We start from the raw sequence: 21970 nt of genomic DNA, 5'->3' as shown, positions 1-21970 counted from the left end.
ACTCTGACGGATCAGTGCAGGAGTTACAGACGTGCAGGAGCAGACGCGCGGCACCGACCCAGTGGAACGCCTCGACCCGGTCGTCCTGCACCACATCGTCAACACGCTCGGGTGGCCCGATCTACGCCCCCTGCAAAAGGCGGCCGTGCACCCGCTGATGGACGGTGAGGACGCGATCCTGCTCGCGCCGACCGCAGGTGGGAAGACGGAGGCCGCCACCTTCCCCATGCTGTCCGCAATGCGGGAGAAACGCTGGACCGGCACCTCCGTCCTCTACCTGGCCCCGCTCAAGGCGCTCCTCAACAACCTGGTGCACCGGGTCGACACCTACGCCCAGTGGTTGGGATGCCGAGCTGCCCTCTGGCATGGCGACACCCCCGAGTCCGTACGCCGGCGCATCCGCACCGAGTCCCCCGACTTCCTGCTCACCACTCCCGAGTCCCTCGAAGCGATGCTCATCAGCGTCAAGACCGACCACTCGCACATGCTGGGTCGGGTGCGTGCCGTCGTCGTCGACGAGGTGCATGCCTTCGCCGGGGACGACCGCGGCTGGCACCTGCTCGCCGTACTCGAACGCCTGGAGCGACTGGCCGGCCACCGGATCCAGCGCATCGGCCTCTCCGCCACTGTCGGTAATCCCGACACCCTGCTCACCTGGCTCCAGGGCGCAAGCCCCGCCGACCGCCCCGGTCGAGTCGTCGCCCCCGGCGTCACCCTGCCAGCGGCCAGCGCTGCTGCAACCGAAACCCAAGGTCTCCCGCGCCCCGCAGGAGAGGTGGAACTTGACTACGTCGGATCTCTCGCCAACGCTGCCAAGGTGATCTCTGCCCTGCACCAGGGCGAAAAGCGGCTCGTCTTCTGTGACTCCCGCAAGCAGGTCGAGGAGCTCGGCGCGGCACTACGAGCCCGCGACGTCACCGTGTTTCTCTCCCACGCCTCCCTCTCCACCGACGAACGCGCCCGCTCCGAGCAGGCATTCGCCGAAGCACGCGACTGCGTCATCGTCTCCACCTCAACCCTCGAACTCGGCATCGACGTCGGCGACCTCGACCGCGTAATCCAGATCGACTCGCCCAGCACCGTGGCCTCTTTCCTGCAGCGCATCGGCCGCACAGGCCGTCGCACCGGAACCTCCCGCAACTGCCTGTTCCTCGCCACCCGGCCCGATGCCCTCCTCCAAGCCGCCGGCCTACTGACCCTGTGGACCCGCGGCTGGGTCGAACCCGTCACCCCACCCCCTTCGCCTCGCCACCTCGTCGCACAGCAACTCCTCGCCGTCACTCTGCAGGAACACCGCCTTGGCGATCGCTTGTGGCCCGAACAATGGAACGGCCTCGCTCCGTTTGACCGCTCCGCTGCCCCTCTCCTGTCCCACCTCGTCGAAGGCGGCTTCCTCGACAGCGACGGCGGCATGCTGTTTATCGGCGCCGAAGCCGAGAAGCACTTCGGCCGACGGCACTTCATGGAGCTGACCGCCTCCTTCACTGCACCGCCCGAGTTCACCGTGCTCGCCGGACGCACCGAGATCGGCACCACCGACCCCGCCGTCCTCACCGAGGAACGCCCAGGCCCGCGCCGCCTGCTTTTGGCAGGCCGCAGCTGGCAGGTCACCTTCATCGACTGGGCCCGACGCCGCGCATTTGTCGAACCCGTCGAAGACGGCGGCATCGCCAAATGGCAGGGAAGCGAAGCCCGCGGCCTCTCCTACGACCTCACCCGGGCCATGCGCGATGTTCTCCTCGGTACCGACCCGGACGTCCGCCTCACCCGCCGCGCAAGCGCCGCCCTCGCCGAACTTCGTATGGACCGCGCACCCCACGAAGTACACCCGGCAGGCACCCTCCTGGTCCGCGACGCGGACGCCACACGCTGGTGGACCTGGGCCGGCTACCGCGCCAACGCCACTCTCGCAGCCTCCCTCGGCAACTTCGCAGACCCCATTCAGCGCCCGACGGACACCCACGTCCGGCTGCGCCAAGACCTTGCGCCCGGCGACTGGAAGACCGCCCGCGCCGAACTCCCCGACTCCCTCACCCTGCCCACCGTCGACCCACGTGCCGTACGCGGCCTCAAGTTCTCAGCCGCCCTCCCGCCTCGACTCGCTACCACCACACTTGCCGAACGACTGGCCGACCTAGACGGCGCCCTAGCCGCTGCTCGGGAACCCGTGCGTCTGGAATGGGGCGGCTGAACAACCAAGGTCAAGGCCCGCCGACCGCTGGCAGTGGTTCCCCACGACCAACCTGGCGAGCCTCCAGATTCGCGTACGTGCTTGCGGAATGACATCCAGGGGACCCGTCTACTTGATTTTCACGCAGATATGGGTGGGTTCTGCTATCGTCGGCGCGTGGAAATCACTCTGCAGCAGGCAGTGAGCGATCTCCGGCAGGCGGGTGCGCTGGAGATCATCCGGGATGTCGCGCGCGAGGTGTACGCGACCAACGCCGACCGTCATGACCCGTCGCATGGGGATGACAACGGCACCTTTGCCCAACTGGTATGGCGGAACGTCGCCAACCTCTCCTTCCAGAGGCTCAACCAAGCAGGTATTCCGGTCCGAAAGGTCGCCGGCGGAGCGATCGAGGTCATCTCTGGCCCGTGGGTCCTGAGGATCTATAAGTTTCCTCTGGCTGCACCTGGCAAGGTGCGGGACAAGCTGGAGCAGCTGAGCTGGGACGGTAGCGCTGCGCGTCTCAGGGGTGCGGTAGCGAATAGTGCAGTGAAGGGCCAGCTGGCCTTCGATCAAGACCCGGACTGGGCCGAGAGCTTCGCTGAGGCCGTTCGCCAGGGCCACGTGCGGGTCATGCACATGGGCGACCCCGAGACGGGCAACTGTGTCATTGAGGTGGGACTACCGCGAGATAACCGCGAGGGCGGGTCGCCTTGGCTTGATGGCACGGTCGAGATCCACAACGATCTCCAGGTTGGCCTTCCGGCTCCCCGTTCGGCCGAAGACGTCATGGTCGATCAGGACGGGTCGCCCCAAGAAGTCAGCACGGGCCTGGACCGGAAGCTGCCGGAGCCGAGCATCGACGAGAGCACTGCCGAGGAGGCTTCGAAGGCGCCTGCTTACAGCGACCTGGACGAGCACGAGCTGCCGCTGCGGCGGCGTACCGAAGAGCCGCGTGAAAAGCGCGAGAAGACAGACTGAGAGATCATGCCGACACCGCTGCGAGGCTCGAGAGGCGCTGAGCTCGCCTCCCGCTCCTTCGAACCTGAAGCCCTGACGACGGCCCGTCAGCTTCGAGGACTCCGCAAGAACGAGCTCGCCAAGAAGGTTGCGCTCACGCCAGCGGCGGTTAGTCAGTACGAGCTGGGCCAGAGCCGGCCGTCGACTGCGGTGGTTGCGCAGCTGGCTATGGCATTGGGGGTGCCAGCCACATTCTTCGCGGCTGGCCACCCGCACCCGACCGTGCCCAGCGCTGCCCATTTCCGAAGCCTTCGGGCAACGACTCAACTCCAACGTGACCAGGCTGTCGCATTCGGCAAGATTGCATGGAGGTTGGTTACCACTATTGAGCACTATGTGGAGCTGCCTCCTGTTGCGCTACCTCGCCTGGCTCTGCCATCCGAGCCCAGCCGGGCCGACATCGCAGCCGTGGCCCGGGATGCTCGCGATGCGCTAGGGGTTCCCGCCGGACCTATTCCCCACATGACACGGCTTCTGGAGGCTCATGGCGCGGTAGTGCTGGAGCTCCCTGCAATGTCCGAACGAGTGGACGCCTTCTCTCACTGGTACGGAAGCAGGCCCATGGTCTTCCGTAATCCTGCCAAGAACGACAAGGCTCGCTCTCGGTTCGATGCCGCACATGAGGCTGGGCACTTGGTTATGCACCTTGACGCAGAGCCCGGTAGTCGGATCATCGAGAATCAGGCGCATGACTTTGCGGCGGAATTCTTGATGCCGAGTGGGGAGATCCTTGCGGAGCTACCGCAACGGCTCGATTGGGAGACGCTCTACGGACTGAAGCGGCGTTGGGGAACGTCGTTGAAGGCGATCGTCTATCGCGCTCACGCTCTCGGCACCTTCCGTGACGCAACGTACAAGCGCGCGATGATGATGCTCTCCCAGAACGGGGATCCGGAGCCATGTGACCTGGGTCCTCGGGAAGCCCCCCTTCTACTGGAGAGGGCGGTCCGCCTCTGCGATGAGACCGGTGTTTCGTTCGACGAGCTCGTTGCTCGGTCGGGTCTTCCCTTTGGGCTCGCGAACGAGGTTTATGCGACGGCCACGATGACTCGTCCCCGCCTCGCTCTGAGCGTTGATGAGGGCGATGTGGCGACGGACGGACCCGAGGTGCTTCAGCTCTTTCCGGGCTACTAGCGCTGGCCGGAAAGCCAGGAGTGCAGAAGTGTGAATTCCCAGTCAATCGCGAACGTCACAAGAAACACGGAAGCGCGTGCTGGATTGCGTCGATTGGCTCTCCGGCTTCGCCCCGGGCTATCGTCGACGAACGCTGTCAGGGAGTGATGGCCACAGGCTGTCTTCCAGGTCACGGCAGCGGCCTCCTTGTCGTAGTGCGCGAACACCAGGTCACGGTCGTGGTCGACCGTGACCTGGTGTTCGGCGTCCGGAGCGAGTCTGCCCGCCAGCCACCGGACCCGGTCAGGCATGTCGTGACGTGCGGGCGGGTGGTGTATAGGTCCTTCATGCCGGAGACGGTAGGGACACCGATCAGGCGGGAGACGGGCGGGCCGGAGGCCCCGGCTTCCGCCCACGCGGTAAGAGATGCGGATAGCGCTGCATTCAAATCAGCCTGACGTAGTGTCCCGACCCGCAATGCCGCACCGCGGGCCGTCGCCAAGCTGCTTTGAAGGGCCAGACTATGGCGGCCGGAACTTGGTACGTTCTGGCGTATGACGCTGCGTTCGGTGGATCTGCGCAAAGAGCCTGTGGAAGTCGTGCTGGACCGTGTGGAGTGCATGCTGGGGGTGCGCCTTGAGCACGAAACTGTGGTGCGTAAGCGCCGGTCTGTGGGCGCGCGTACAGACCGTGGCACGTGGGTGCGCATCGAGCGGCGAGGGCTCGACCGGATTGGAGTTCAGGGCGGGGACGGCACCGCGTCGGCTGAAGCACTGCGCGGAATCGCCAAGCCGGCTTGGCTCGCCGGTGTCGCGTGGCGGGACGAGACCGAACGGGTGATGTGGCGGGCCGACGAGACGGGACTGCTGCCGGGTGCCCCCGTGGGGAGCGCCGTGGTGGCAGAGGACCCGAGACTTACTGAGGAGTGGTGGGCTTCACTGAATGCCTCACTGGAGGCCCTCGCCTCGCAGCACACGAACCGGATTGCGACGCCGGATACCGAGACCCTCACGCAGGGACTGGTCACGGGGACGATCCACAGTGTCTTTCCCGGCGTCGATACGGCGGTGGCCGATTGGCGTCCGGCCCACGCGGATCTGAACTGGGCGAATGTGACGGCGCCGGTGTTCTGCGTCTTCGACTGGGAGGACTGGGGTATGGCCCCGTGTGGCCTGGATGCGGCGAATCTGTGGGGGGCCTCCCTTGCCGTCCCGGCTCTGGCCGACCGCGTCCGCAGAGAGCGGCGCGATGATCTGGCGAGCCGGGACGGCAAGCTGATGACGCTGTTCGTCGCCGCGAAGATCCTCGGCCCCTACTCTGATCCCGACGACCCCCGCCTGGTCCCCGCGCGGAAGATGGCGGAGCAGCATCTGCAGGAGCTTCAGGGAAGCTGACGGGCTTTGAGGAGCTGCCGGTACTCCTGGACCACGTTCTCGTCGACCTCGTACGCCACGGCCTCGGTCAGCTCCCGCAGGTGGTCGACGTTGTCCGTGCCGACCGCGACCGCGTCGACCCGGGGCAAGCCGTAGGAGGAGCGGAGCGCGGCCTGGACCTTCGTGGCCGAGGCGGGTCCCCGCAGGAAGACCCTCGGATCGAATCGCTCCCACACCTCCTGGGCTGTACTTCCGCCGAAGGGGCTCATTCCCCAGACCTGCGACGGACGCCACCGTGTCGCCAGGGTCTCGGCTGCTTCGAGGACGTCGAGTCCGACCAGCAGCCCCGCCCGGACCATGAGGACGTCAGGGCACGGCACGTCGAAGTCCATGAGAGGGCGAGGATCCCAGGTCGAGACGCCCCAGGAACGGCAGAGCCCCGCTTTCGCGGTGTCGGCCAGGGCCGCGCATGCCGGCCCAAGCGTTCCAGCGTCGGAGGCCGAGTGCTCCGGGTTGTGGAGAAACACCAGATCGGGCTCGCGCCCGAGATCCTTGACTGCCTGCTCGACGGCGGTCCGCAGCCGGGCGGGATCGAGGCTGTGGCCCTCGGGGAAGAATCCGACCTTGGTAGAGACCGAGAATTTCGGCAGCAGGTCGCCAGCCGTTGTCTTCAGGGCCTCGTGAGAGCGATGGCGAAGATAGTTGGACGCGGTGTCCAGGCGCGTTACGCCGAGGTCGACGGCTGCTTCGAGTAGGTCACGGGCGTGACCAGACCGGTGTAGCCCGAGGACGAAACTTCCGTCAGTGGTTCGCACAGCCCCTCCGTGAGCAGCAGGTCGGCCAGAGTGGTGATTTCCTCGGAGGCGCCCTCGAGGTGGACCGGGTGGCCCGACAGGAGCGCTCGGAGACCCGGCTCCGCGCGTTCGTGGAAGGTCAGCCGCTTGCCGCCGCCGCAGACTTGGACCGTGTCACCGGATCGGACGATGGATGGCGCGAACTCGGTGACGGCTACGACTCCATCCGGCCGGCCGAACGCGGCCACGTGCGGCATGTGGCGTGCGGGCGGGGTGCTGGACCTCAGCTCGCCCAGGTAGCGCTCAGGGCTGTAGCTGGCGGCCAGGGCGCTGAGCTTGTCCGCCAGCACCCTGTGCGCGGTCCCTTCCGCACTCTCCAGATTTTGGCGGAATGCCTCATCGGCGCGGGCTGCGTCGGAGAGGAAGTTGGCCCATGTGATGCCGGTCCGTTTGGTGAATCCGAACGTCACATGCAGCGAGTGGCCACTGCTGCCGGAGCCGAGGCGGGTGGCGGTGTGCCAGAAGCCGCGGGGGATGTGCATAACATCCCCGGCCCGCATTGTGCCCTTCCACAGCACTTCCTCGGAGGGCGTGCGGTTACGTTCCGCGTCGCGGTACATCGGCGCCGGCCGGGAGGGGCCGCGCACCTCCCACGATTTCTCGCCCGAAATCTGTACAGCGATGACCTCGTGGTCGTCCCAGTGCAGATGGAAACCGTCGGTTTCGCCGACCGCGAGGTAGGCGTTGGCAGAGGTCAGTTCGCCTGACCACCAGCCCAGGGCTCGGCAGGCGACTTCCAGTGTCGGGTCGAAGAAGTCCACGTGGTCCAGGACTGCGGTGCCGCCGTCGTTGAGGATCCGTCCGAGGGCCGCCATGTCGGCCTGGCTCACGGCCTGCCTGCGCCGGTTGACGTTGGTGGACAGGAACGTGGACGGGTGCACTTCGTCGCCTTGTGCGTAGCAGCGCAGCTGCGGATTGGCCAGGTGGCGGCGCTTGATCAGGTCCAGCAGCTTGTTTGGGGTCAACAGCCGTGCGGGTAGCTCCGGGTCCGTGAGACGGCCGCGTGCGAACGCGGTCCCCACGGAACCCGGCCCGTCCCAGCCGAGAGCCTTCTCGATGTGGGTGACGAGCCGGTGCTCCATGGGTTCTCCTTACTCCTTCGGGAGGTTCAGGTCGCGGTTGTCGCCGTCATCTCCGGCACTGTTCTGCGAGCTGGTGACGTCGGACCGCTCGGACTCGCTGCGGTCGTGAGCAGTCGCCAGCTCCTCGACGGCGATCAGAAGGGCGGGGCTGGCCCCCGCTTGTGTGGATGTCCCGTCTGCCATCTGTGCTCTCCTCTCGGCTTCTCCCGCCCAGCTCCGGGCGAAAGGTCTGAGTTAACCCGCGTCCGCCGCATGGCAGTAGAGCAAAATTCGGACAGGTGTGCGGTGACGTGTGCCATGTGAGCCAGTTCCCCCGGTGGTGCTACAGGTCGGCCATACAGCGCAGTCATCCTGCAGGTCTCGCGGCCTGCGGCGGAGGAAAATCGCAGACGGACCACGCTGCCTAGGGCGATGCGAGACCGCCGGCACGGGTTACCCCCTCCGTGCCGAGCTGACGCGTGGTGCGGGTGGGGCGTGGGTGCTGGCGCGGTCAGTAACGTTGTGGTGCCGGGCGTGGGCCGTGATGGGGGTTGGCGTGCGCCCATCGCTACCTCGAACACCACGCTCTGCAGTACAGAGGCTGCTGCATGCGGTGAGAAGCGGAGCGCCCACTTGGGGCTGCCGACGTTGCCGCCCCAGAACGTCCACGCGGCCTGGGTGCAGGGATGGGCTTGTGCGGCAAAGGCGTCGAACTGGACCCCGACGTGACGGCCGCCGGGGGCCTGCCAGCGGATTCGGCGGCCGTCGATGGTGTGCTCCCAGCCGGCGTCGGCCAGCGGGCGTGTGGCCTCGCTGATGGTTTCCTCGGAGACCGGGCTGCCGGCCGCGATCTTCGTCGCGTCGCCGGAGCCGAGACTGTCGAGGAGCGCGCATATGATCTGCACGGGGACCGTGGCAGTCGCGGTGGCGTGCCATAGGCGCTCGCCGACCGGGCTCTCGTACGCCGCGATCTTCCACTGGGCATCGTTAGGGGCGGCTTCGTGGACGAACTCGGCTCGCATGACGAGGGATTCGTGGACTGCGTGGGTGGTCTCGTCCGACCAGGTCCGTTCCCTGCCAAGTTCAGCGTGTTGATCAAGCCGCGCGCCCTGGTCAGGGCGGAGACGTCATTCCCCGACCTGGTGGGACTCAATGATCTTGCGGATGCCAGTTCGCAAAACGGGGTGCAGCGATCGGATCGTGAACTCTTCGAACGACCACTCAACCGGGCCTGCCTGTGACGCGGCATCCCGCAGAGCTTCCAATGCCACCAATGCGCGGTCCGGGGATGTGATGCCCTGCAGGAGGCCCGTGAGGACGTCGCGGACATGCCACCGACTGTGGTGCCATCCCAGGTTCGGGAGCGCCCGGACGGTGTGCCTAAGGATTTGCAAGTCTGAGGTTGCGGTGACGGCTCGGTGGCAGGTGTTGGCCAGCCCGTCGCAGTAGCCGAAGTCGAAGCTCGTGTCCTCGATGTAGCCGCAGAAGTTCTCGTAGATGGTCGTGAAGCCGACACTGTTGCGCTCCCAGGCAACGGACATGGTCTCGGACGGCGTGACGACCAGGACTGATGCCACTTCCCCGTATTCCTCGGCGTGGACCTGCTGTGCCCAGCTCAGGAACTCGTCGATCGCGGACAGGTCGGGGAAATCCGACGCGAGGCGGGGGGCCAGGAGTTTGGCGATCGTCTCTGCCGTCTGCCACTCCGGGCTCGTGGAGAGAGCGGCGTGGATCGCTTCCAGGAACGCGTGAGGGGACTCGTATCGCTGAGCGTACTTCGCCGTCGCGCGTTGAATCACCGGCCGAAGAGAGCTTTCCGGGATGTCGTCGTACTCAAAGGGGGGCTGGCCGGCGAGCAGGTGATGCATGATCTTGCCCAGTGAGAAGACGTCGGCGCGAGCGTCGACAGTCTTGGCCGCGTTCCGCTGCTCGGGTGCCCAGTAGAGCGGGGTGCCAAAGCCCTCTCCCGTCCATGTGAGCGCAGTCGTCACGCGTTCCTGCTCACGGGCGAGTCCGAAGTCGCTGATCGCCCACTGGCCCTCAGCCGTCCAGAGGACGTTGGCTGGCTTGAGGTCGCGGTGAAGGATACCCGCGTCGTGCACGTAGGTAAGTCCGGCGCAGATCTGGCTCATCACGTCGGCGATCTGCATCTCATCGCCCTCGAACTCCGCGATGTAGTTCTGGAGACTGCCCTGGGCGAGGGGCATGGCGTACCAGATGTCGTTCTGCTCCGACATGTTCCCGTGGGCGATGACGGGGATCACGTTGGGGTGGGACAGATTCCTGAGGATCCGCAGCTCACGCTGAAAGCGACGTACGGCGTCGCCGCCAAGGTCGTGGACATCACGCTGGATCTTGACGGCGACGGTCTGGTCGGTCTGCCGGTCCAACGCCCGGTAGACGTCCGCGAATCCGCCCCGGCCGATCGGGGGTTCCTCGATCTCGAAGCGATCGCCGATCAGTCGACGGGCCTCAGCGGCCGACGGTCGCCCTGGTCGGCTGCGTCGCGAACCGGAGGAGGCCCAAGCCTCGATGACGTCCAGGTCCCAGATGGGGCCTTGGGCAATGTCGGCCGCGGCAGCGGGGAAGCTTCCCCGCTGCCGCAGAATAGCCAGCCTCTGCGTACTCACCCCGAGAGTTGCTGCAACCTCGGCGACCCCACCCAAGCGCATCCGACCCGTCCTTATTCATTGAGGAGAGGTCAACTATAACTGTAGCCCCCAGTATCGCCTCCAACTAAGCGAGGTGTACCTGGCCTTGAGGGTCATCGCTATGTCGCAGGAGCACCGCTGGTCGGCGACATGACAGGCCGTTTCCTGGATCCAGCGCATGGCGGGTCACAACCGATGCCCGTGGTGCTTGGGTGTCCAAGGGCCGGGCTCTTGGTGGGCCGATGGGTGTTGCTGGGCCTGATCGTGGGTGGGGAAGAGGCGCCGCTCGGCGAACGGCCAGGGGCCGGCTGCTGCAGCCGCAAACACGGTCGGCCCCTCATGGAGGCGAGTGAGGACGCCGAGAAGGAGCTTGTGGGAGACGGCCAGGAGGGGGCCGTGCCTCTGGGCGGTTCGGTGTAGAAGCTGGGTGCAATCTCTGGCGCGGGCGTGAAGGTCGGTGAGGCTTTCGCCGTCTTCGCAGCGCAGGGAGGGGTTGGTGAGTCGGCGGGCGCGCCAGGCCCGGTAGGCCGGCGGATAGGTCTCGGCGGTTCGGCCGAGGACGATGCTCGGGGCGCGCCATTCGGCGAGGAGGCCGGAGGTGGCGACGATCGGCAGGCCCGTGAGGTGCGAGATGAGGGACGCGGTCTGGCGGGCGCGGGGGATCGGGCTGGTGACGATGGCGGTGATGCTGTCGGGGAGGGGCAGCGAGCGGCATACTCCGTCGCGGCCGTCCGCGGTGAGGGTGGCCTCGTGCGGGGCGTGGTAGCCGGGGCGGTGGCCTTCGTAGGCGCCGTGGCGCATGAGCCAGATGTCAGCCAAGGATCCAGCCTCCGTCGACGCGCAGGGTCTGGCCCGTGATGAAGCTGGCGTCGTCTGTGGCGAGGAAGGCGACGGCTGCGGCGACGTCGTCGGGGCGGCCCCGGCGCTGGACGCATTGGCGGGCGAGCTGCCGGGCGGTCATGGCCTCCGGGTCGTCGACGACCGTGTCCTCGGCGGGGACGCGGATGGAGCCTGGGGCGACGCAGTTCGCGGTGATGCGGGCGGGGCCGAGTTCGCGGGCGAGGGCGCGGGTGAGTCCTTCGAGGCCGGCCTTCGCACTGATGTAGCCGGCGAGGTCGTGGCGGCCTGCGGTGGCGAGGACGGATCCGATCGTGATGATCCGGCCCCAGCCGGCGGTGGTCATGGCGGAGGTCAGCTCGTGGGCGAGGAGGTAGTGGCTGGTCAGGTTTGTGGCCAGCGTGTCGTCCCAGTGGGCGGGCGTCGTCTCCGTCCACGGTCGGCGCGGGTAGGCACCGGCGGTGCTGACGAGGATGCCGATGGGGCCGAGCTGGTCGTGGGCCTGGTGGCAGAGTGCGCGTACGGCATCGGGGTCCCGGAGGTCAGCTTTCAGAAGGATGGCAGTACCGCCTCTTCCGGTGATCTGGGCGGCAAGTGCGGCTGCGGCCCGATCGTCGTCGAGGTGGGCGAGAGCTACGGCGGCTCCGTCGTCGGCGAGGCGGCGGGCGATGGCCGATCCGATGCCGCCAGTGGCTCCGGTGACCAGGGCGGTGCGGCCGTTCAGAGGGTCGTGCATGGCAACTCCGATGGGCAGAAGTATGTGGCGGGGTCGAAGGCGGGGCTCATGGCCTCGGCGAGCCGGGCGAGAAGGACCAGCCGGTCTTCGGGGACCAGGTCGGCCAGGTTGTAGACGCCGAGGATGCGCATGGCCAGGTAGGGGCGAAGAAGGTTCGACAGGTCCGCGCCGGGCCAGAGGCGGTCCGCGACCGGCCGTACGAGCCGGTCCCAGTACGCGGTCACGGCGGCTCGTCGGGGAGCTGCGAGGCGCGGGGTGTAGTCGATGTGAATGGTGCTCGTGGTGTGGTCGACGGCCGCTCGCCCGACCTCGGGTGTGTTGGCCGGTACGCGATCGAAGGTCGCGAGGTGGTCCGTGAAGGCGGCTGGGTTGTACGTGGGCACGAGCCAGCCGCCGAGGGTGGAGGCGTACCAGAGGAAGTTCGCGAACTCCCCCGGAATGCTGTTCACTCCCGCGGTGTCGTAGTCGAACCAGGCGAGCGGGTGGGCGAGGTTCACGTCCGTGGGGTCGCCCTGGGTGAGGGCCGCCCAGACCGGTTCCGCAGTGGCGAAGTGGGTGCGCAGCCAGCGGAGGGTGGCGGCCCAGTCCATGTGGTGTCGGCGGCCGTTGATGCTCAGGGTGTATGTGCCGAGGCGAGAGACAGGGATATCGACGAGGCCGTCGGCGACCGGGAAGTCTTTCCCGGCGTAGTACGTGTCGAGCCGCCCGCCTGGCGCCGCGCGATCCCCGTACAGCTTGCGGACGACACGGGTCGGATCGGTCGGCCGCGCGGTTGTGAGGATGACCTCGCGGTACGTGGTGGTGAGCTGGCCCATGTAGTCGCGGAGGCCGCTGCTCGGCTCGACCGTGTTGAGGAGGTCGAGCAGGAGCCCTTGATCCGTTCCGCCGGGGAGGCGTTCGTACGCGAGGAGGTGTCCGCCGGGTACGCGCAGGTGGGCGTGGAGGGCGGGGACGCGGTAGTGACGGGCCAGGCTGCCGTGTCCGCGGATCTCCTGGCGGGCTTCGGCCGGGTTGCGGGTGTACTTCAGGAGCAGCGGGCGGCCGAGGAAGTCGACGGGGCAGAGCAGGTTGCGAGTGAAGCGACGTACGGGACCGATCCGTAGACGAGGCCGGACGGTCATCGCCCTACCCCGTTCAGCAGGTCGAGGCAGACTCGGGCCAGCGAGGCGGGCGGGAAGGTATCCATGTGGACGTCCGTGTCCGGGGCAATGGCGTCGCGGACGGGGCAGAGGTCGCCCTGGTGCATGCGGTCGGACTGGCCGGTGGCGACGGCGTGGTGGTGGGGCAGGCCGGTCCGCCATTTGCTGTGGCTGTGACGTGCGTACAGGCCGACGACCGGCGGGCCGTCGTCTCCGCTGCCGCGCGCCAGCGCGGCGAGGTGAGTGAGGCCGGTGTCGTTGCCGACGATCAGATGGCAGCGCGGGAAGAGGTCCGTCAAGTCGTCGGCCGGCACTCCGTCGAGGCGCAGGGCCTGAACGTGGCGCCTCGGTGGCTCCGTGGAGATCTTGACGCCGCCGCCCGGGACACCGCCGATGAGTAGGAGCCGGGCCTGTGACTGCTGCGCCTCGGCGATCTGTTCGGCGAGGGCGATGTAACGCTGGGCGGTGTAGTCCTTGCGCTCCGGCCAGCTGGTGGCGGTGATGACGGCGATGGTCAGGCCGTTCAGCCAGCCCACCGAGCCCAGTTCTTCCACGAGTTCGTTCGGTCCGGTTGCAAGGAGGGGCGCGAACGGTGCGGTGCCGGGCAGCCGGATACCGAGGCGGCGTTCAAGCGCCAGGTAGTGGCGGGCGGGCAGGCTCGGGTGGGCGCGGCCGTCGCTCGACCAGCAGGGTGGGGCGGCCGGATCGAGCACCAGGCTCACCGCAGCTCCCGAAGCGCGTGCCTCGACCCCAACGCGGTCGCCGATTACGGCGCGCCAGCCGCTGGGTGTAGTGACCGGTGATTGGGTGATCAGGCCGGTGCGAGCGATCAGCCCCGCGTATGGGCCTCCCGCCCGAACGGCCACGCGAACCGAACGCGCGCGCAGCCAGTCGACGAGCGCGCGGACAGCCGAGAGGCCGAGGAGGGTGTCGCCGAGCTTGCCCTCGAAGGCCACCTCGATCTCGCCGCACCCGCTCAGGCGGTCGACGAGCTCGGCGGAGGCGGGAAATGGAAGCGGGGCGCCCACGAGGAGGCTGTCCCGGTCGTACCCGAGCGGAGTGGTGTGGACGGCCCCGGCGGGGATGACCTGTGAACCGGGGTGAAACCGGATCCCCGCCGAGGCGACCGCGGTCACGCCGTGCCCTCGATCGTGGTGAGGGAGACGAGTGGCAGATCGAGGCCGGTGAGCAGGTCGCGGGCCCCGCGCGTGGTGTCCTCCACCAGACAGACCGCAGCCAGCGGGACCGCGCCGGCCTCGCGGAGCCGGCAGGTGAGGTCGGCCAGGGTCCGGCCGGTCGTGATCTCGTCGTCCACCAGGACCATCCGCTGTCCGGGTGTGATGCCGTACGCGAAGACGTCGGTGCGCATCGCGTGGGGTTCGCTGAAGCGGACCGCGCCGTCGAGAGGGAGGTGTAGTTTCCAGGCGATCTTGTACGGCAGGTGGGCGGCGCAGGCGAGGGAGACGGTTGGCAGGATGCCGCCGGCGTCCAGGCCGAGGAGGTAGTCCACTGCCTCGAGCCCGTCCGCCACCTGCTGCTGAAGGCGTCGCCACAGGCAGGCCCCGGTGGTGGCCAGGGTGTCGGGGTGGACCGGGTCCTCAAGGCCGTCCAGGGAGTGGATGACGCGCTCGCGGCGGCTGGTCGCACCGACGCTCAGGCGTTCGACGATCCGGGCCGAGAAGGGCTGCACGGCGACGGTTTCGGGCATGACGAAGCTCCTGTCGGATGGAGGGGAAGAGATCGGCGAGGTTGTTCAGGCGGCGAGCTGGGTGGCGTACCAGGCGAGGAGCTGGTCGACGGCCGCGGTGACGGGCTTGAGGACGGGCTCGGTGTCGCCGTCGCGCCAGGCACTGGAGATTTCGGCCAGGGAGGGCACGGAGGCAGCGGTCAGACCCGGCATCCGGGAGGCTGCGGAGAGGATCCGGTTGGGCCCCGACTCCCACTGGTCGTGCTCGCGCAGGAGAAGGCGGCAGGCCAGTACGAGGTGCTTGTAGAGCTGCCGCAGGGTGTGCGGCCCAGCCTCGGCACGCAGGCGGCGCATGGTGAGGATGACCTGGGGGAGTTCACGGACGGCGGCCAGGGCGAGCTCGTCGCGTGTGATTGTCGGCAGTTCGGTGTCGGGTGCGGCGTGCAGGGCGGGTTGGCCCTGCTGGAGCTGGTACAGGGCGAAGGCCAGGCGGGGAGTGAGGCGCCTGGCGGTCAGTTCGCCCGGGGTGACGAGGGTGGGGCCGAGGGAGGCCGCACCGTTCAGGGCGCTCCGGTACTGGCTCACGGCCTCGTGGACCCGGTCGGTGACCTCGTGTTCAGCGACCACGAGCAGGTCCAGGTCGGACCAGCCGGCGATCCAGGTGCCCTCGCCAGGGCTGCCGGTCAGGGCGGCAAGCCGTACGCCGGGGCCGTATGCCCGTACCGCGTCGGTGAAGTCGGCCGTCGCCGAGGCGACAGCGGCCGGCAGACCAAGCCCGAACGGGGTGGCCACGCGCAGCGTCGCAGAGGCGGGTGGGGCAGCGATGCGCCGAAGCCGGGCGCGCAGGGCAGCGATGCTGCCGGAGTTGTCGATCACGTGGTCGGCGAGCGCGGCGACCTGGTGAGCGCCACGGCTCATCTTGATCTCGTCCTTCGCGGCGACGGTCGGGGCCGTCGTACCGGACCGCTCCACGCGGACGGCGAATGAGGCATCCAGGTAGACGATTTGGAGCCTGTCACTCATGAGTCGCTTGAGTTCGGCGATCGAGGCGTCGTCGTGCACGGACTCGATGGTGAACAGCCGCGTGTCGACGTGCGCCTCCGCGAAGCGGTTCAGCTCGCCGAGCAGCAGTTCGGCCTGCCGCCGGGCTGATAGGGCGTACGGGTCCGCGAGTCCCTCCCGGTGGGCTGCCTGACGCAACAGGAAGCCGATCTTGAGGCGCTGGGCACCGCACATGCGTCGGACGAACTCGGCGCTGGTGCTCTTGCCGCACTCACTCAGCCCGCCGAATGCCAGAACACGGTCCAGGCGTCGGCTCGGCTTGACCTCGGCGGGGGCGACGTCGTCTCGGCCGTACAGCTTGAACCGGGCGGATACGGGAAGTCGTCGTCGCCCGGCGACGACGTCGGTGATCAGCGAGTCGAGGGCGGCGCACAGCTCTTCTCGCTGACCGTGGAGGGCCGGCACGCGACGGTGGGCCAGCTCATCCCTGGCTGCAGTCTGCTCGCTGTGCCAGATCCGCAGCGTCAGTACCGACAGGCGGTCGACGACGGAGGCGAGCGTCTCGGTGTGCAGCGGCGCGTCGGCGCAGCCCGCGTCCGCCAGCGTGCCGAGGACCTCGTCGGCACGCTCGGCGAGCATATTGCGTTCGGCGTTGAGCTGGTCGATCTCGCGCTTGCAGTCAGCGACCTGAGCGGCGGACAGTAACGCGCCGCGCACCTGGTCCTCGGTGTCCCACAGGCGTCCGTTGACGGTGTGGAGCCGTGTGATGGTGTCGTCCAAACGGCGCTGGTCCTTGTTCTGGAGGGTGGCCAGGGTTCGGGCCAGGCCCGCGGGCAGGACCAGGGGCGGGGAGTTCTGGGTCATCGGGGACTCCCGTCAGTGATTCGGGTGAGACCGAGGTGATCGCGTACCTCGTCGTGCACGTCGTCCAGGGAGCGGCCCTCGCAGTCCACGACGTCGGTGTAGGCGCCGTGGCCGACCTGGTGCAGGAGGACCGCGTGCAGCGTTTTCTGGTACTCCGGGTAGATCCCGGTCCAGGGACGGCCCTCGCGTGCGCTGGCGATTGCGTAGCTGCGCTCGACGTCTAGGGATGGGACCAGCAGAATGGAGATCTCTGACGCTCCTGCCCGTGAACCAGCAATGCTCGTCACGGTCTTGAGCGCTTCACCCACCGTCAGCCCGTCCTTGACCACGCAGGTCGCGGTGGACACGGCGAGGAGCATGGGAAGGCCCCGGTCGAGCAGGCCCGTACACCCGGCCTCGCGGGCGGCGGCCCGCTTGGCGTGGCCTGCCAGCAGCATCTCGGTCAGCTCGACGGTCGTGGACGTCTCGAACCACCAGCGGGCGTAGTCGCCGCCCGCCACCCGCGCCCACGGCTCGGGGTCGTGCTCGTGGACGGCGCCCAGCGGCTGGCAGCCGTCCCACCGCTCGGCCAGCCGCACGAGGTGGGTCGTCTTGCCCACGTTGTCAGGGCCATTGAGGCTGATGAAGTCCGGGGCCCGCGTCATCGCTCACGCCTCGCGGATCGGGGTGTCGAGGACGGAGACGATCGCGTCCGTGTTCGCGGCGATGAAGTCGGCCAGCTCCGGGGGCATCAGGTTCAGCTCACGAATGGCCTCGGCGGTGAATGGCACCTGGACCACCTCGTACCCGCCCCGCTCCGGCTTGGCGAACTCCGTGCCCGTACGGGCGGACAGGTCCATCGACCCCAGACGGGCGGCGAAGATGTGCTGGACGCCGATGCCGTCTTCCAATTGGTCGGTGATCAGATGGACGAGCTCGGCGCGCTCCAGCTTGCCTCCGAGCTCCTCGAACACCTCGCGGTGCAGAGCCGCCTCGATGGTTGCGTCGCTCTCCTCGACCCCGCCACCTACCGAGACCCAGTACGGCTCCCTGCCCGGCTTGGTGCGCTTGATCAGGACCAGCTCGTCGCCGTCGAGGAGGATGGCGCGGGCGTTGCGCTTGACGATGTCGGTCATTCCGTTGGCTCCTTCTGAACGCGGTACTGGAGAGAACGGGCGGAGCGCCGCTTGGTGGCGGTCGGTGCTTCCCGGCTCGGTGGACTCAGCATGGTGCAGACCTGGCCCAGGGAGTGAGGTAGGAGCGCTGCAGCAATGCCGCACCACTGCCGCAGTTGCCTGGCTACGCTGAGTGTTTCGACATCTCATCGGACTGCGGACGGGGGTACGACGGTGGTCACGGTGCAGCGATGGTCCGGGCGCGAGGCGCGGCTGTTACGCGACGCCCTGCGCATGAGCCTTCGGGATTTCGCCGCGTACTTGGGTGTCAGCGACCGGACCGTGTCGAACTGGGAAGGCGGTGGGGCCGGTTACCTGCCTCGTGCCGAGTCGCAGGCTGTCCTCGACACGGCACTCAGCCGTGCGTCGGACGACGCGAAGACGCGGTTCGCCGCAGCCTTCGGATCGAATAGCGGAGCCGCACCCGTCGTCGGCGTGATCGAAGTGCACTCCCACAAGTTCCTGCCGGTCTTCATCGGCGTCGAGCGCGCCCGCCGAATCCGCGAACACATGACACCGAGTGCGGGCACAGATTGGCTGGAGTCCTCGGCTGCACGTGTGGAGCACCCCGACGCGCAGAAGTGTGTTCTGTACGTCTTCGCGTGCGGCGTAGCTGTGTTCCATCTCGTGCAGCCGCACGAGCCGGCATCGCTCACCGAACTTGCCGTGTGGCGCTACCGCTCGTACGCCTCTGACCTCCCCTGGGCACGGAACAAAGTCCGCGACCTCCTGGGAGAAGATCATTCTGGCGTCCCCAATCCCGAGTACGTCCTCTCCCTGTACTGGCTCACCTCCAGCCCCTGGACCGGCAGCACCTACGACACCGTCCTGCGCCTCCTGTCCACACCCTCGGTTCTGGTCGACCGCGGCGCCCTTGGCGGTCCCGCGCCGTTGGACGGCTCAGTCGAGGAGTCGCTCCTCGCCACCGGCTTCGACCACCCGGAGATCGTTTCCTTCGGCGTACGGGGAGTCTCCACGGGCTACGCGGGCTGGTCCGGCGTGGCCTACGCGTCCCACTCCCACGAGCGCAGCCTCACCGTCGACGAGCTGGTCACCTGCGAACTCACTGTCCAGGCCCTGTGGTGCTTCACCCGACAGATCCAACAGATGATCGAGGACGGGCAGGACCCCTCCATGCCGGAGCAGTACGGCTGGCGTTTCCTGCGCGCCGCATACTCCCGGCTCACGGCGGCCCGCGCCCAAGAGACAGCTCAGCATCTCCTGATGCGAGAGGCCATCATGAAGACAAGCGGGCTGGCCGAACGGCTGCGCGCCGCACAGGACGCTCTACGCGAGAGCGTCGGCTGAGGACAGTAGGCAGGAGAAACCGCACATGGATATCGGCAGCGCCGCGCTGGTCGTGGTCGACATGCAGAACGGGTTCGTGAACCACCACAGCCGCCAGGCTGTGCCAGCGGTCTCCGACCTGGTCGCGCAATGGTCCGCCGCAGGCCGGCCCGTGATCTTCACCCGCTACTTCAACTACCCCGGCAGCTCCTACGAGCGCTTCTTCCAATGGCATCAGCTCCAGGAACCGCCCGAGACCGACATCGTCCCCGAACTCGCCGAGGCCGTCGAACACTCGCACGCGGTCATCGACAAGACCGGGTACACGCTCTTCACCCCCGAGGCCACCGAACTGATCCGCCAAGCAGGCTGGACCGACCTGGCCTTCTGCGGGATTGCCACCGAGAGCTGCGTTCTGAAGTCCGCCGCCGATGCCTTCGAACGCGGCTACGCGCCCTGGATCGTCCACGACGCCTGCGCTACCGACGCCGGCCCGGACGTCCACGATGCCGGCCTTGTCGTCGCCCGACGCCTGATCGGAACCAGCCAACTCGTCACCACCGAGCACGTGGTGGGACAACTCACTGCGTACGCAGGGACCCCGGTGCTGGAATAGCCGTATGGCCGACACACCGTCCCGCACCGGTTCGCCCGCAGCACACGACACCGACCTGCTCATCATCGGAGGCGGACCGGCCGGCTGCGCCGCCGCCCGCATGGCCGCCAGCGTCGGCATGCGATCGGTCCTGATCGAGCCGGACGCCCTGTGCCGCAACCTCTACCGCATTCCGGCCCTGAACAACGTCCTTGGCGGCTACACCAGCGGCCCCGCGCTCGCCGACTCCATCACCACAGAGCTGAAGAGCACGGAGCTGTGCCGCCTGGAACTCGGCCGCCACGTCGTCGAACTCCACGCCGACGACGACCACGTCACCGTCACCCTGGACACCGGTACTCGCCTGACCGCCCCGCACGCGGTCGTCGCCACCGGCGTCGGTCCCCTGCAGCCCCGCGACGTCTCCTGGATCACCGCCCCTAGCGGCCTCACGCTGTCCCCGCTCTGGCAGGCCGATGTAGAGGACGCAGAAGGCCGCACCCTCCTCATCCTCGGCGGCGACCGCCCGATCGGCACCTTCCTCCGCGCGCACCCGACCACCGACACCCGCCTGCTTGTGGCTTACCCGGAGGCCGACGCGTACAAGATCGAGGAGATCCGCAACGACCCCCGCGTCACGCTCCTGCCCGTCGAGCACCTCACCCTGGCCCCCTCCGAAAGGGGTGCGGTAACCGGGGACGCGGTGAGTCATGACGGCGCACGGCGCACGGTCACCGCAGACACTGCCTACCTCAGCATCGGGAACGCGCCCGCTGCCCCACCCGGCGACCTTGTCCGAGGCGCCGACGGCTATTGCCCACCGACCGATCAGCATTCCCGTGTCATCGTGGCCGGCGACCTGCGCTCCGCACGCTTCCAGCGGATCATGACGGCCTTGGGCTCCGGCAGCGAGGCCGCGCTGCACGCCTACTACGCGGCGCGAGACCTCCCCATCACGAACTGAGAAACCCGTCAGAACAGCCCGACACTGAGCCGAACGCCGGAACAGGGCTCGACCCAGCACCGCGATGTGGTGCCGATGGCGTTTTGGACCGGAAGGAAATCACGGTGCCGATTGATGTCCAGAGGGCAGTCGCAGCCGCCATCGTCGTCCAGGACCGGCACGTCCTGCTCGTACGGCGACGCATCGCGGAAGGAGCCCTCTCATGGCAGTTCCCAGCAGGGAAGATCGAGGCCGACGAGACCTCTGAAGAAGCCGCAGTACGTGAGACCCGGGAGGAGACCGGGCTCTTGGTGGCGCCGATCCGCGCGCTGGGGCAGCGGATTCACCCCATGACGGGCCAGGAGATTCACTACATCGCCTGCCGGGCCCTGGGCGGCGAGGCGTTTGTCGCGAGCGTCGAAGAACTGGCCGAACTTGCATGGGTGAGGCACGGCGAGATCCCGCAGTACGTACCGTACGGCCTCTTCGGACCGGTCCAGCAGCATCTGGATACGACGCTCCAACGATGACCACCCCACCACCCCATGTGCGGCACACAGTAGCGACAGCTGACAGTGATGGGACTCGGTACGCGAGCACCGAAGGTCGATCGACCTGGTCCGCTACCGACTCTTCGGCAACGACTTCCTCGGCCTTGAGACCGTGGCATCCGTCAGTGGCAGGGCACCTGTACTCCGGCGGGCGTATCGACAGGTGACCACCCGGGCGGCCACCGAAGTTCAGGGCACGCCGATATCCGAGTTGGGGAAGGCGGTCGACGAGGCGTTGCTCAGCCTCGGGGACGGCGTGAACCGCGTGGAGCGCAAGCGGTACCGGGCGTATCAGCGGCTGCGGAACTTCGCCTGCGTCTGTCCGCCCCAGCGGAGCAGGCTCCTGGTCTACCTGAGGGCCGACCCGAAGCACGTCGACCTCGTTCCCGGGTATACCCGGGACGTGTCCGGGCTTGGCCACCACGGGACGGGCGACTTGGAGGTGCAGCTTCGCACGCCCAGGTGGAGCGTGCGCAGGATCTGTTCCGCGCGCGAGCTATGCGGCTGCGTGATCGCTTGACGGCACATTGGTCATGAGCGTTTCGCGTTGGGTCTGCGGTCGTCGGATAGCGCCTGTCGACGTACGGGCAGGGCGTGGCGGTGGAAGTTCAATGATGGGCGGGATCGCCGGTTTGGCTAACCGGCGATCCCGCGCCGCTCTCTCTGCTGATGATCAACGGCGTGTACAGCTGGCGGCTGTTGGTCATCGAGGATGGCCGGCGGCTCTCGCTGCCGCCGTGAGTGGGGCGCCGCTACGCGGACCTCGGTGACGTCGCTGGAGGTCGGCGATACGGCCAGCGTCGAAGGGCCGCGGCGGTGGACTATCGACGGTCAGGGACTGCCGGCTTGGTCAACCAGAGATCCGCCTTCTCCAGGTGACTGAGAATAGCTGGTGTCACTTTCATCCGGCCCTGGAGGACAGGGAAGTTGGCG

At 67.9% G+C, this 21970-nt stretch carries 21 protein-coding genes and 2 pseudogenes; 9 read left to right on the top strand and 14 right to left on the bottom strand.

The window, feature by feature from the left end:
• Positions 1-31 precede the first annotated feature (31 nt).
• The 4 genes from ACFWSK_RS08695 to ACFWSK_RS08680 all read left to right on the top strand — a co-directional run bounded on the left by ACFWSK_RS08695 (position 32) and on the right by ACFWSK_RS08680 (position 5697).
• Positions 32-2191, top strand: coding sequence for a DEAD/DEAH box helicase (locus ACFWSK_RS08695; protein WP_383783135.1), 2160 nt, complete (start codon positions 32-34; stop codon positions 2189-2191).
• Positions 2192-2347: 156 nt separating this feature from the next.
• On the top strand, positions 2348-3151 hold the full coding sequence (locus ACFWSK_RS08690; protein ID WP_383783134.1) for a hypothetical protein: 804 nt from the start codon (positions 2348-2350) through the stop codon (positions 3149-3151).
• Between the two features lie 6 nt (positions 3152-3157).
• Positions 3158-4324, top strand: a complete 1167-nt coding sequence (locus tag ACFWSK_RS08685) for a helix-turn-helix domain-containing protein (protein WP_383783133.1) — start codon at positions 3158-3160, stop codon at positions 4322-4324.
• A gap of 533 nt (positions 4325-4857) precedes the next feature.
• Complete coding sequence (locus ACFWSK_RS08680) at positions 4858-5697, top strand: hypothetical protein (protein WP_383783132.1); 840 nt, start codon at positions 4858-4860, stop codon at positions 5695-5697.
• On the opposite strand, the gene ACFWSK_RS08675 is transcribed toward ACFWSK_RS08680, so the two are convergent.
• The 14 genes and pseudogenes from ACFWSK_RS08675 to ACFWSK_RS08610 all read right to left on the bottom strand — a co-directional run bounded on the left by ACFWSK_RS08675 (position 5685) and on the right by ACFWSK_RS08610 (position 17622).
• Positions 5685-6068, bottom strand: a complete 384-nt coding sequence (locus ACFWSK_RS08675; protein WP_383783159.1) for a hypothetical protein — start codon at positions 6066-6068, stop codon at positions 5685-5687. The genes ACFWSK_RS08680 and ACFWSK_RS08675 overlap by 13 nt on opposite strands.
• Positions 6069-6128: 60 nt before the next feature.
• Positions 6129-6491: pseudogene (locus tag ACFWSK_RS08670) on the bottom strand (aldo/keto reductase); the annotation flags it as partial.
• Positions 6401-7612 (bottom strand): JmjC domain-containing protein, encoded by a 1212-nt coding sequence (locus ACFWSK_RS08665; protein ID WP_383783131.1) that lies wholly within the window; start codon positions 7610-7612, stop codon positions 6401-6403. The gene ACFWSK_RS08665 and the pseudogene ACFWSK_RS08670, both read right to left, overlap by 91 nt.
• A 9-nt stretch (positions 7613-7621) precedes the next feature.
• Entirely contained in the window at positions 7622-7795 is a 174-nt protein-coding gene (locus ACFWSK_RS08660; protein WP_266396823.1) for a hypothetical protein, read from the bottom strand.
• A complete protein-coding gene (locus ACFWSK_RS08655; protein WP_383783130.1) occupies positions 7747-8613 on the bottom strand; it encodes a DUF317 domain-containing protein in 867 nt (288 codons plus the stop codon). The genes ACFWSK_RS08660 and ACFWSK_RS08655 overlap by 49 nt, the downstream gene beginning before the upstream one ends.
• A 105-nt stretch (positions 8614-8718) precedes the next feature.
• Complete coding sequence (locus tag ACFWSK_RS08650) at positions 8719-10263, bottom strand: serine/threonine-protein kinase (protein ID WP_383783129.1); 1545 nt, start codon at positions 10261-10263, stop codon at positions 8719-8721.
• A 165-nt stretch (positions 10264-10428) separates the two neighbouring features.
• Positions 10429-11061, bottom strand: coding sequence for a histidine phosphatase family protein (locus ACFWSK_RS08645; RefSeq protein ID WP_383783128.1), 633 nt, complete (start codon positions 11059-11061; stop codon positions 10429-10431).
• Positions 11054-11815 carry an SDR family NAD(P)-dependent oxidoreductase gene (locus ACFWSK_RS08640; protein WP_383783127.1) on the bottom strand — a complete coding sequence of 254 codons (762 nt, stop codon included), beginning with the start codon at positions 11813-11815 and terminating at the stop codon, positions 11054-11056. Before ACFWSK_RS08640 ends, ACFWSK_RS08645 begins: the two co-directional genes overlap by 8 nt.
• Positions 11800-12936, bottom strand: coding sequence for a hypothetical protein (locus ACFWSK_RS08635; RefSeq protein WP_383783126.1), 1137 nt, complete (start codon positions 12934-12936; stop codon positions 11800-11802). Before ACFWSK_RS08635 ends, ACFWSK_RS08640 begins: the two co-directional genes overlap by 16 nt.
• Entirely contained in the window at positions 12933-14090 is a 1158-nt protein-coding gene (locus ACFWSK_RS08630) for a glycosyltransferase family 9 protein (RefSeq protein ID WP_383783125.1), read from the bottom strand. Before ACFWSK_RS08630 ends, ACFWSK_RS08635 begins: the two co-directional genes overlap by 4 nt.
• Entirely contained in the window at positions 14087-14662 is a 576-nt protein-coding gene (locus tag ACFWSK_RS08625) for a phosphoribosyltransferase (RefSeq protein ID WP_383783124.1), read from the bottom strand. Before ACFWSK_RS08625 ends, ACFWSK_RS08630 begins: the two co-directional genes overlap by 4 nt.
• A 45-nt stretch (positions 14663-14707) precedes the next feature.
• Positions 14708-16507, bottom strand: coding sequence for a DUF4254 domain-containing protein (locus ACFWSK_RS08620; protein ID WP_383783123.1), 1800 nt, complete (start codon positions 16505-16507; stop codon positions 14708-14710).
• Positions 16504-17151: a hypothetical protein gene (locus ACFWSK_RS08615; RefSeq protein ID WP_383783122.1), complete on the bottom strand. Its 648-nt coding sequence runs from the start codon at positions 17149-17151 to the stop codon at positions 16504-16506. The genes ACFWSK_RS08620 and ACFWSK_RS08615 overlap by 4 nt, the downstream gene beginning before the upstream one ends.
• A 3-nt stretch (positions 17152-17154) precedes the next feature.
• Positions 17155-17622, bottom strand: a complete 468-nt coding sequence (locus ACFWSK_RS08610; RefSeq protein ID WP_383783121.1) for an NUDIX domain-containing protein — start codon at positions 17620-17622, stop codon at positions 17155-17157.
• Between the two features lie 273 nt (positions 17623-17895).
• Between ACFWSK_RS08610 and ACFWSK_RS08605 the strand changes: the two genes are divergently transcribed.
• The 5 genes and pseudogenes from ACFWSK_RS08605 to ACFWSK_RS08585 form a co-directional block, all read left to right on the top strand.
• Positions 17896-18969 (top strand): helix-turn-helix domain-containing protein, encoded by a 1074-nt coding sequence (locus tag ACFWSK_RS08605; protein ID WP_383783120.1) that lies wholly within the window; start codon positions 17896-17898, stop codon positions 18967-18969.
• 25 nt (positions 18970-18994) lie between these two features.
• Positions 18995-19564: an isochorismatase family cysteine hydrolase gene (locus ACFWSK_RS08600; protein WP_383783119.1), complete on the top strand. Its 570-nt coding sequence runs from the start codon at positions 18995-18997 to the stop codon at positions 19562-19564.
• Between the two features lie 4 nt (positions 19565-19568).
• The gene (locus ACFWSK_RS08595; RefSeq protein ID WP_383783118.1) at positions 19569-20507 is read left to right on the top strand and encodes an FAD-dependent oxidoreductase; all 939 of its coding nucleotides are present in this window, start codon (positions 19569-19571) and stop codon (positions 20505-20507) included.
• A gap of 104 nt (positions 20508-20611) precedes the next feature.
• Complete coding sequence (locus tag ACFWSK_RS08590; protein WP_383783117.1) at positions 20612-21016, top strand: NUDIX hydrolase; 405 nt, start codon at positions 20612-20614, stop codon at positions 21014-21016.
• A gap of 55 nt (positions 21017-21071) precedes the next feature.
• A pseudogene (locus tag ACFWSK_RS08585) lies at positions 21072-21549 on the top strand (DUF5655 domain-containing protein); the annotation flags it as partial.
• Between the last annotated feature and the right edge of the window lie 421 nt (positions 21550-21970).

This window comes from Streptomyces sp. NPDC058620, from assembly GCF_042717135.1.
Classification (GTDB): Bacteria; Actinomycetota; Actinomycetes; order Streptomycetales; family Streptomycetaceae; genus Streptomyces.
The sequence above is the reverse complement of the archived record's forward strand: the minus strand, read 5'-3'. Positions and strand labels throughout refer to the sequence as shown.

Coding starts and splice junctions, on each gene's coding strand:
- ACFWSK_RS08685 (WP_383783133.1), top strand. CDS start 3,158: ATGCCGACACCGCTGCGAGGCTCGAGAGGCGCTGAGCTCGCCTCCCGC.
- ACFWSK_RS08680 (WP_383783132.1), top strand. CDS start 4,858: ATGACGCTGCGTTCGGTGGATCTGCGCAAAGAGCCTGTGGAAGTCGTG.
- ACFWSK_RS08675 (WP_383783159.1), bottom strand. CDS start 6,068: ATGGACTTCGACGTGCCGTGCCCTGACGTCCTCATGGTCCGGGCGGGG.
- ACFWSK_RS08665 (WP_383783131.1), bottom strand. CDS start 7,612: ATGGAGCACCGGCTCGTCACCCACATCGAGAAGGCTCTCGGCTGGGAC.
- ACFWSK_RS08660 (WP_266396823.1), bottom strand. CDS start 7,795: ATGGCAGACGGGACATCCACACAAGCGGGGGCCAGCCCCGCCCTTCTG.
- ACFWSK_RS08655 (WP_383783130.1), bottom strand. CDS start 8,613: ATGCGAGCCGAGTTCGTCCACGAAGCCGCCCCTAACGATGCCCAGTGG.
- ACFWSK_RS08650 (WP_383783129.1), bottom strand. CDS start 10,263: ATGCGCTTGGGTGGGGTCGCCGAGGTTGCAGCAACTCTCGGGGTGAGT.
- ACFWSK_RS08640 (WP_383783127.1), bottom strand. CDS start 11,815: ATGCACGACCCTCTGAACGGCCGCACCGCCCTGGTCACCGGAGCCACT.
- ACFWSK_RS08635 (WP_383783126.1), bottom strand. CDS start 12,936: ATGACCGTCCGGCCTCGTCTACGGATCGGTCCCGTACGTCGCTTCACT.
- ACFWSK_RS08625 (WP_383783124.1), bottom strand. CDS start 14,662: ATGCCCGAAACCGTCGCCGTGCAGCCCTTCTCGGCCCGGATCGTCGAA.
- ACFWSK_RS08620 (WP_383783123.1), bottom strand. CDS start 16,507: ATGACCCAGAACTCCCCGCCCCTGGTCCTGCCCGCGGGCCTGGCCCGA.
- ACFWSK_RS08615 (WP_383783122.1), bottom strand. CDS start 17,151: ATGACGCGGGCCCCGGACTTCATCAGCCTCAATGGCCCTGACAACGTG.
- ACFWSK_RS08610 (WP_383783121.1), bottom strand. CDS start 17,622: ATGACCGACATCGTCAAGCGCAACGCCCGCGCCATCCTCCTCGACGGC.
- ACFWSK_RS08605 (WP_383783120.1), top strand. CDS start 17,896: ATGAGCCTTCGGGATTTCGCCGCGTACTTGGGTGTCAGCGACCGGACC.
- ACFWSK_RS08600 (WP_383783119.1), top strand. CDS start 18,995: ATGGATATCGGCAGCGCCGCGCTGGTCGTGGTCGACATGCAGAACGGG.
- ACFWSK_RS08595 (WP_383783118.1), top strand. CDS start 19,569: ATGGCCGACACACCGTCCCGCACCGGTTCGCCCGCAGCACACGACACC.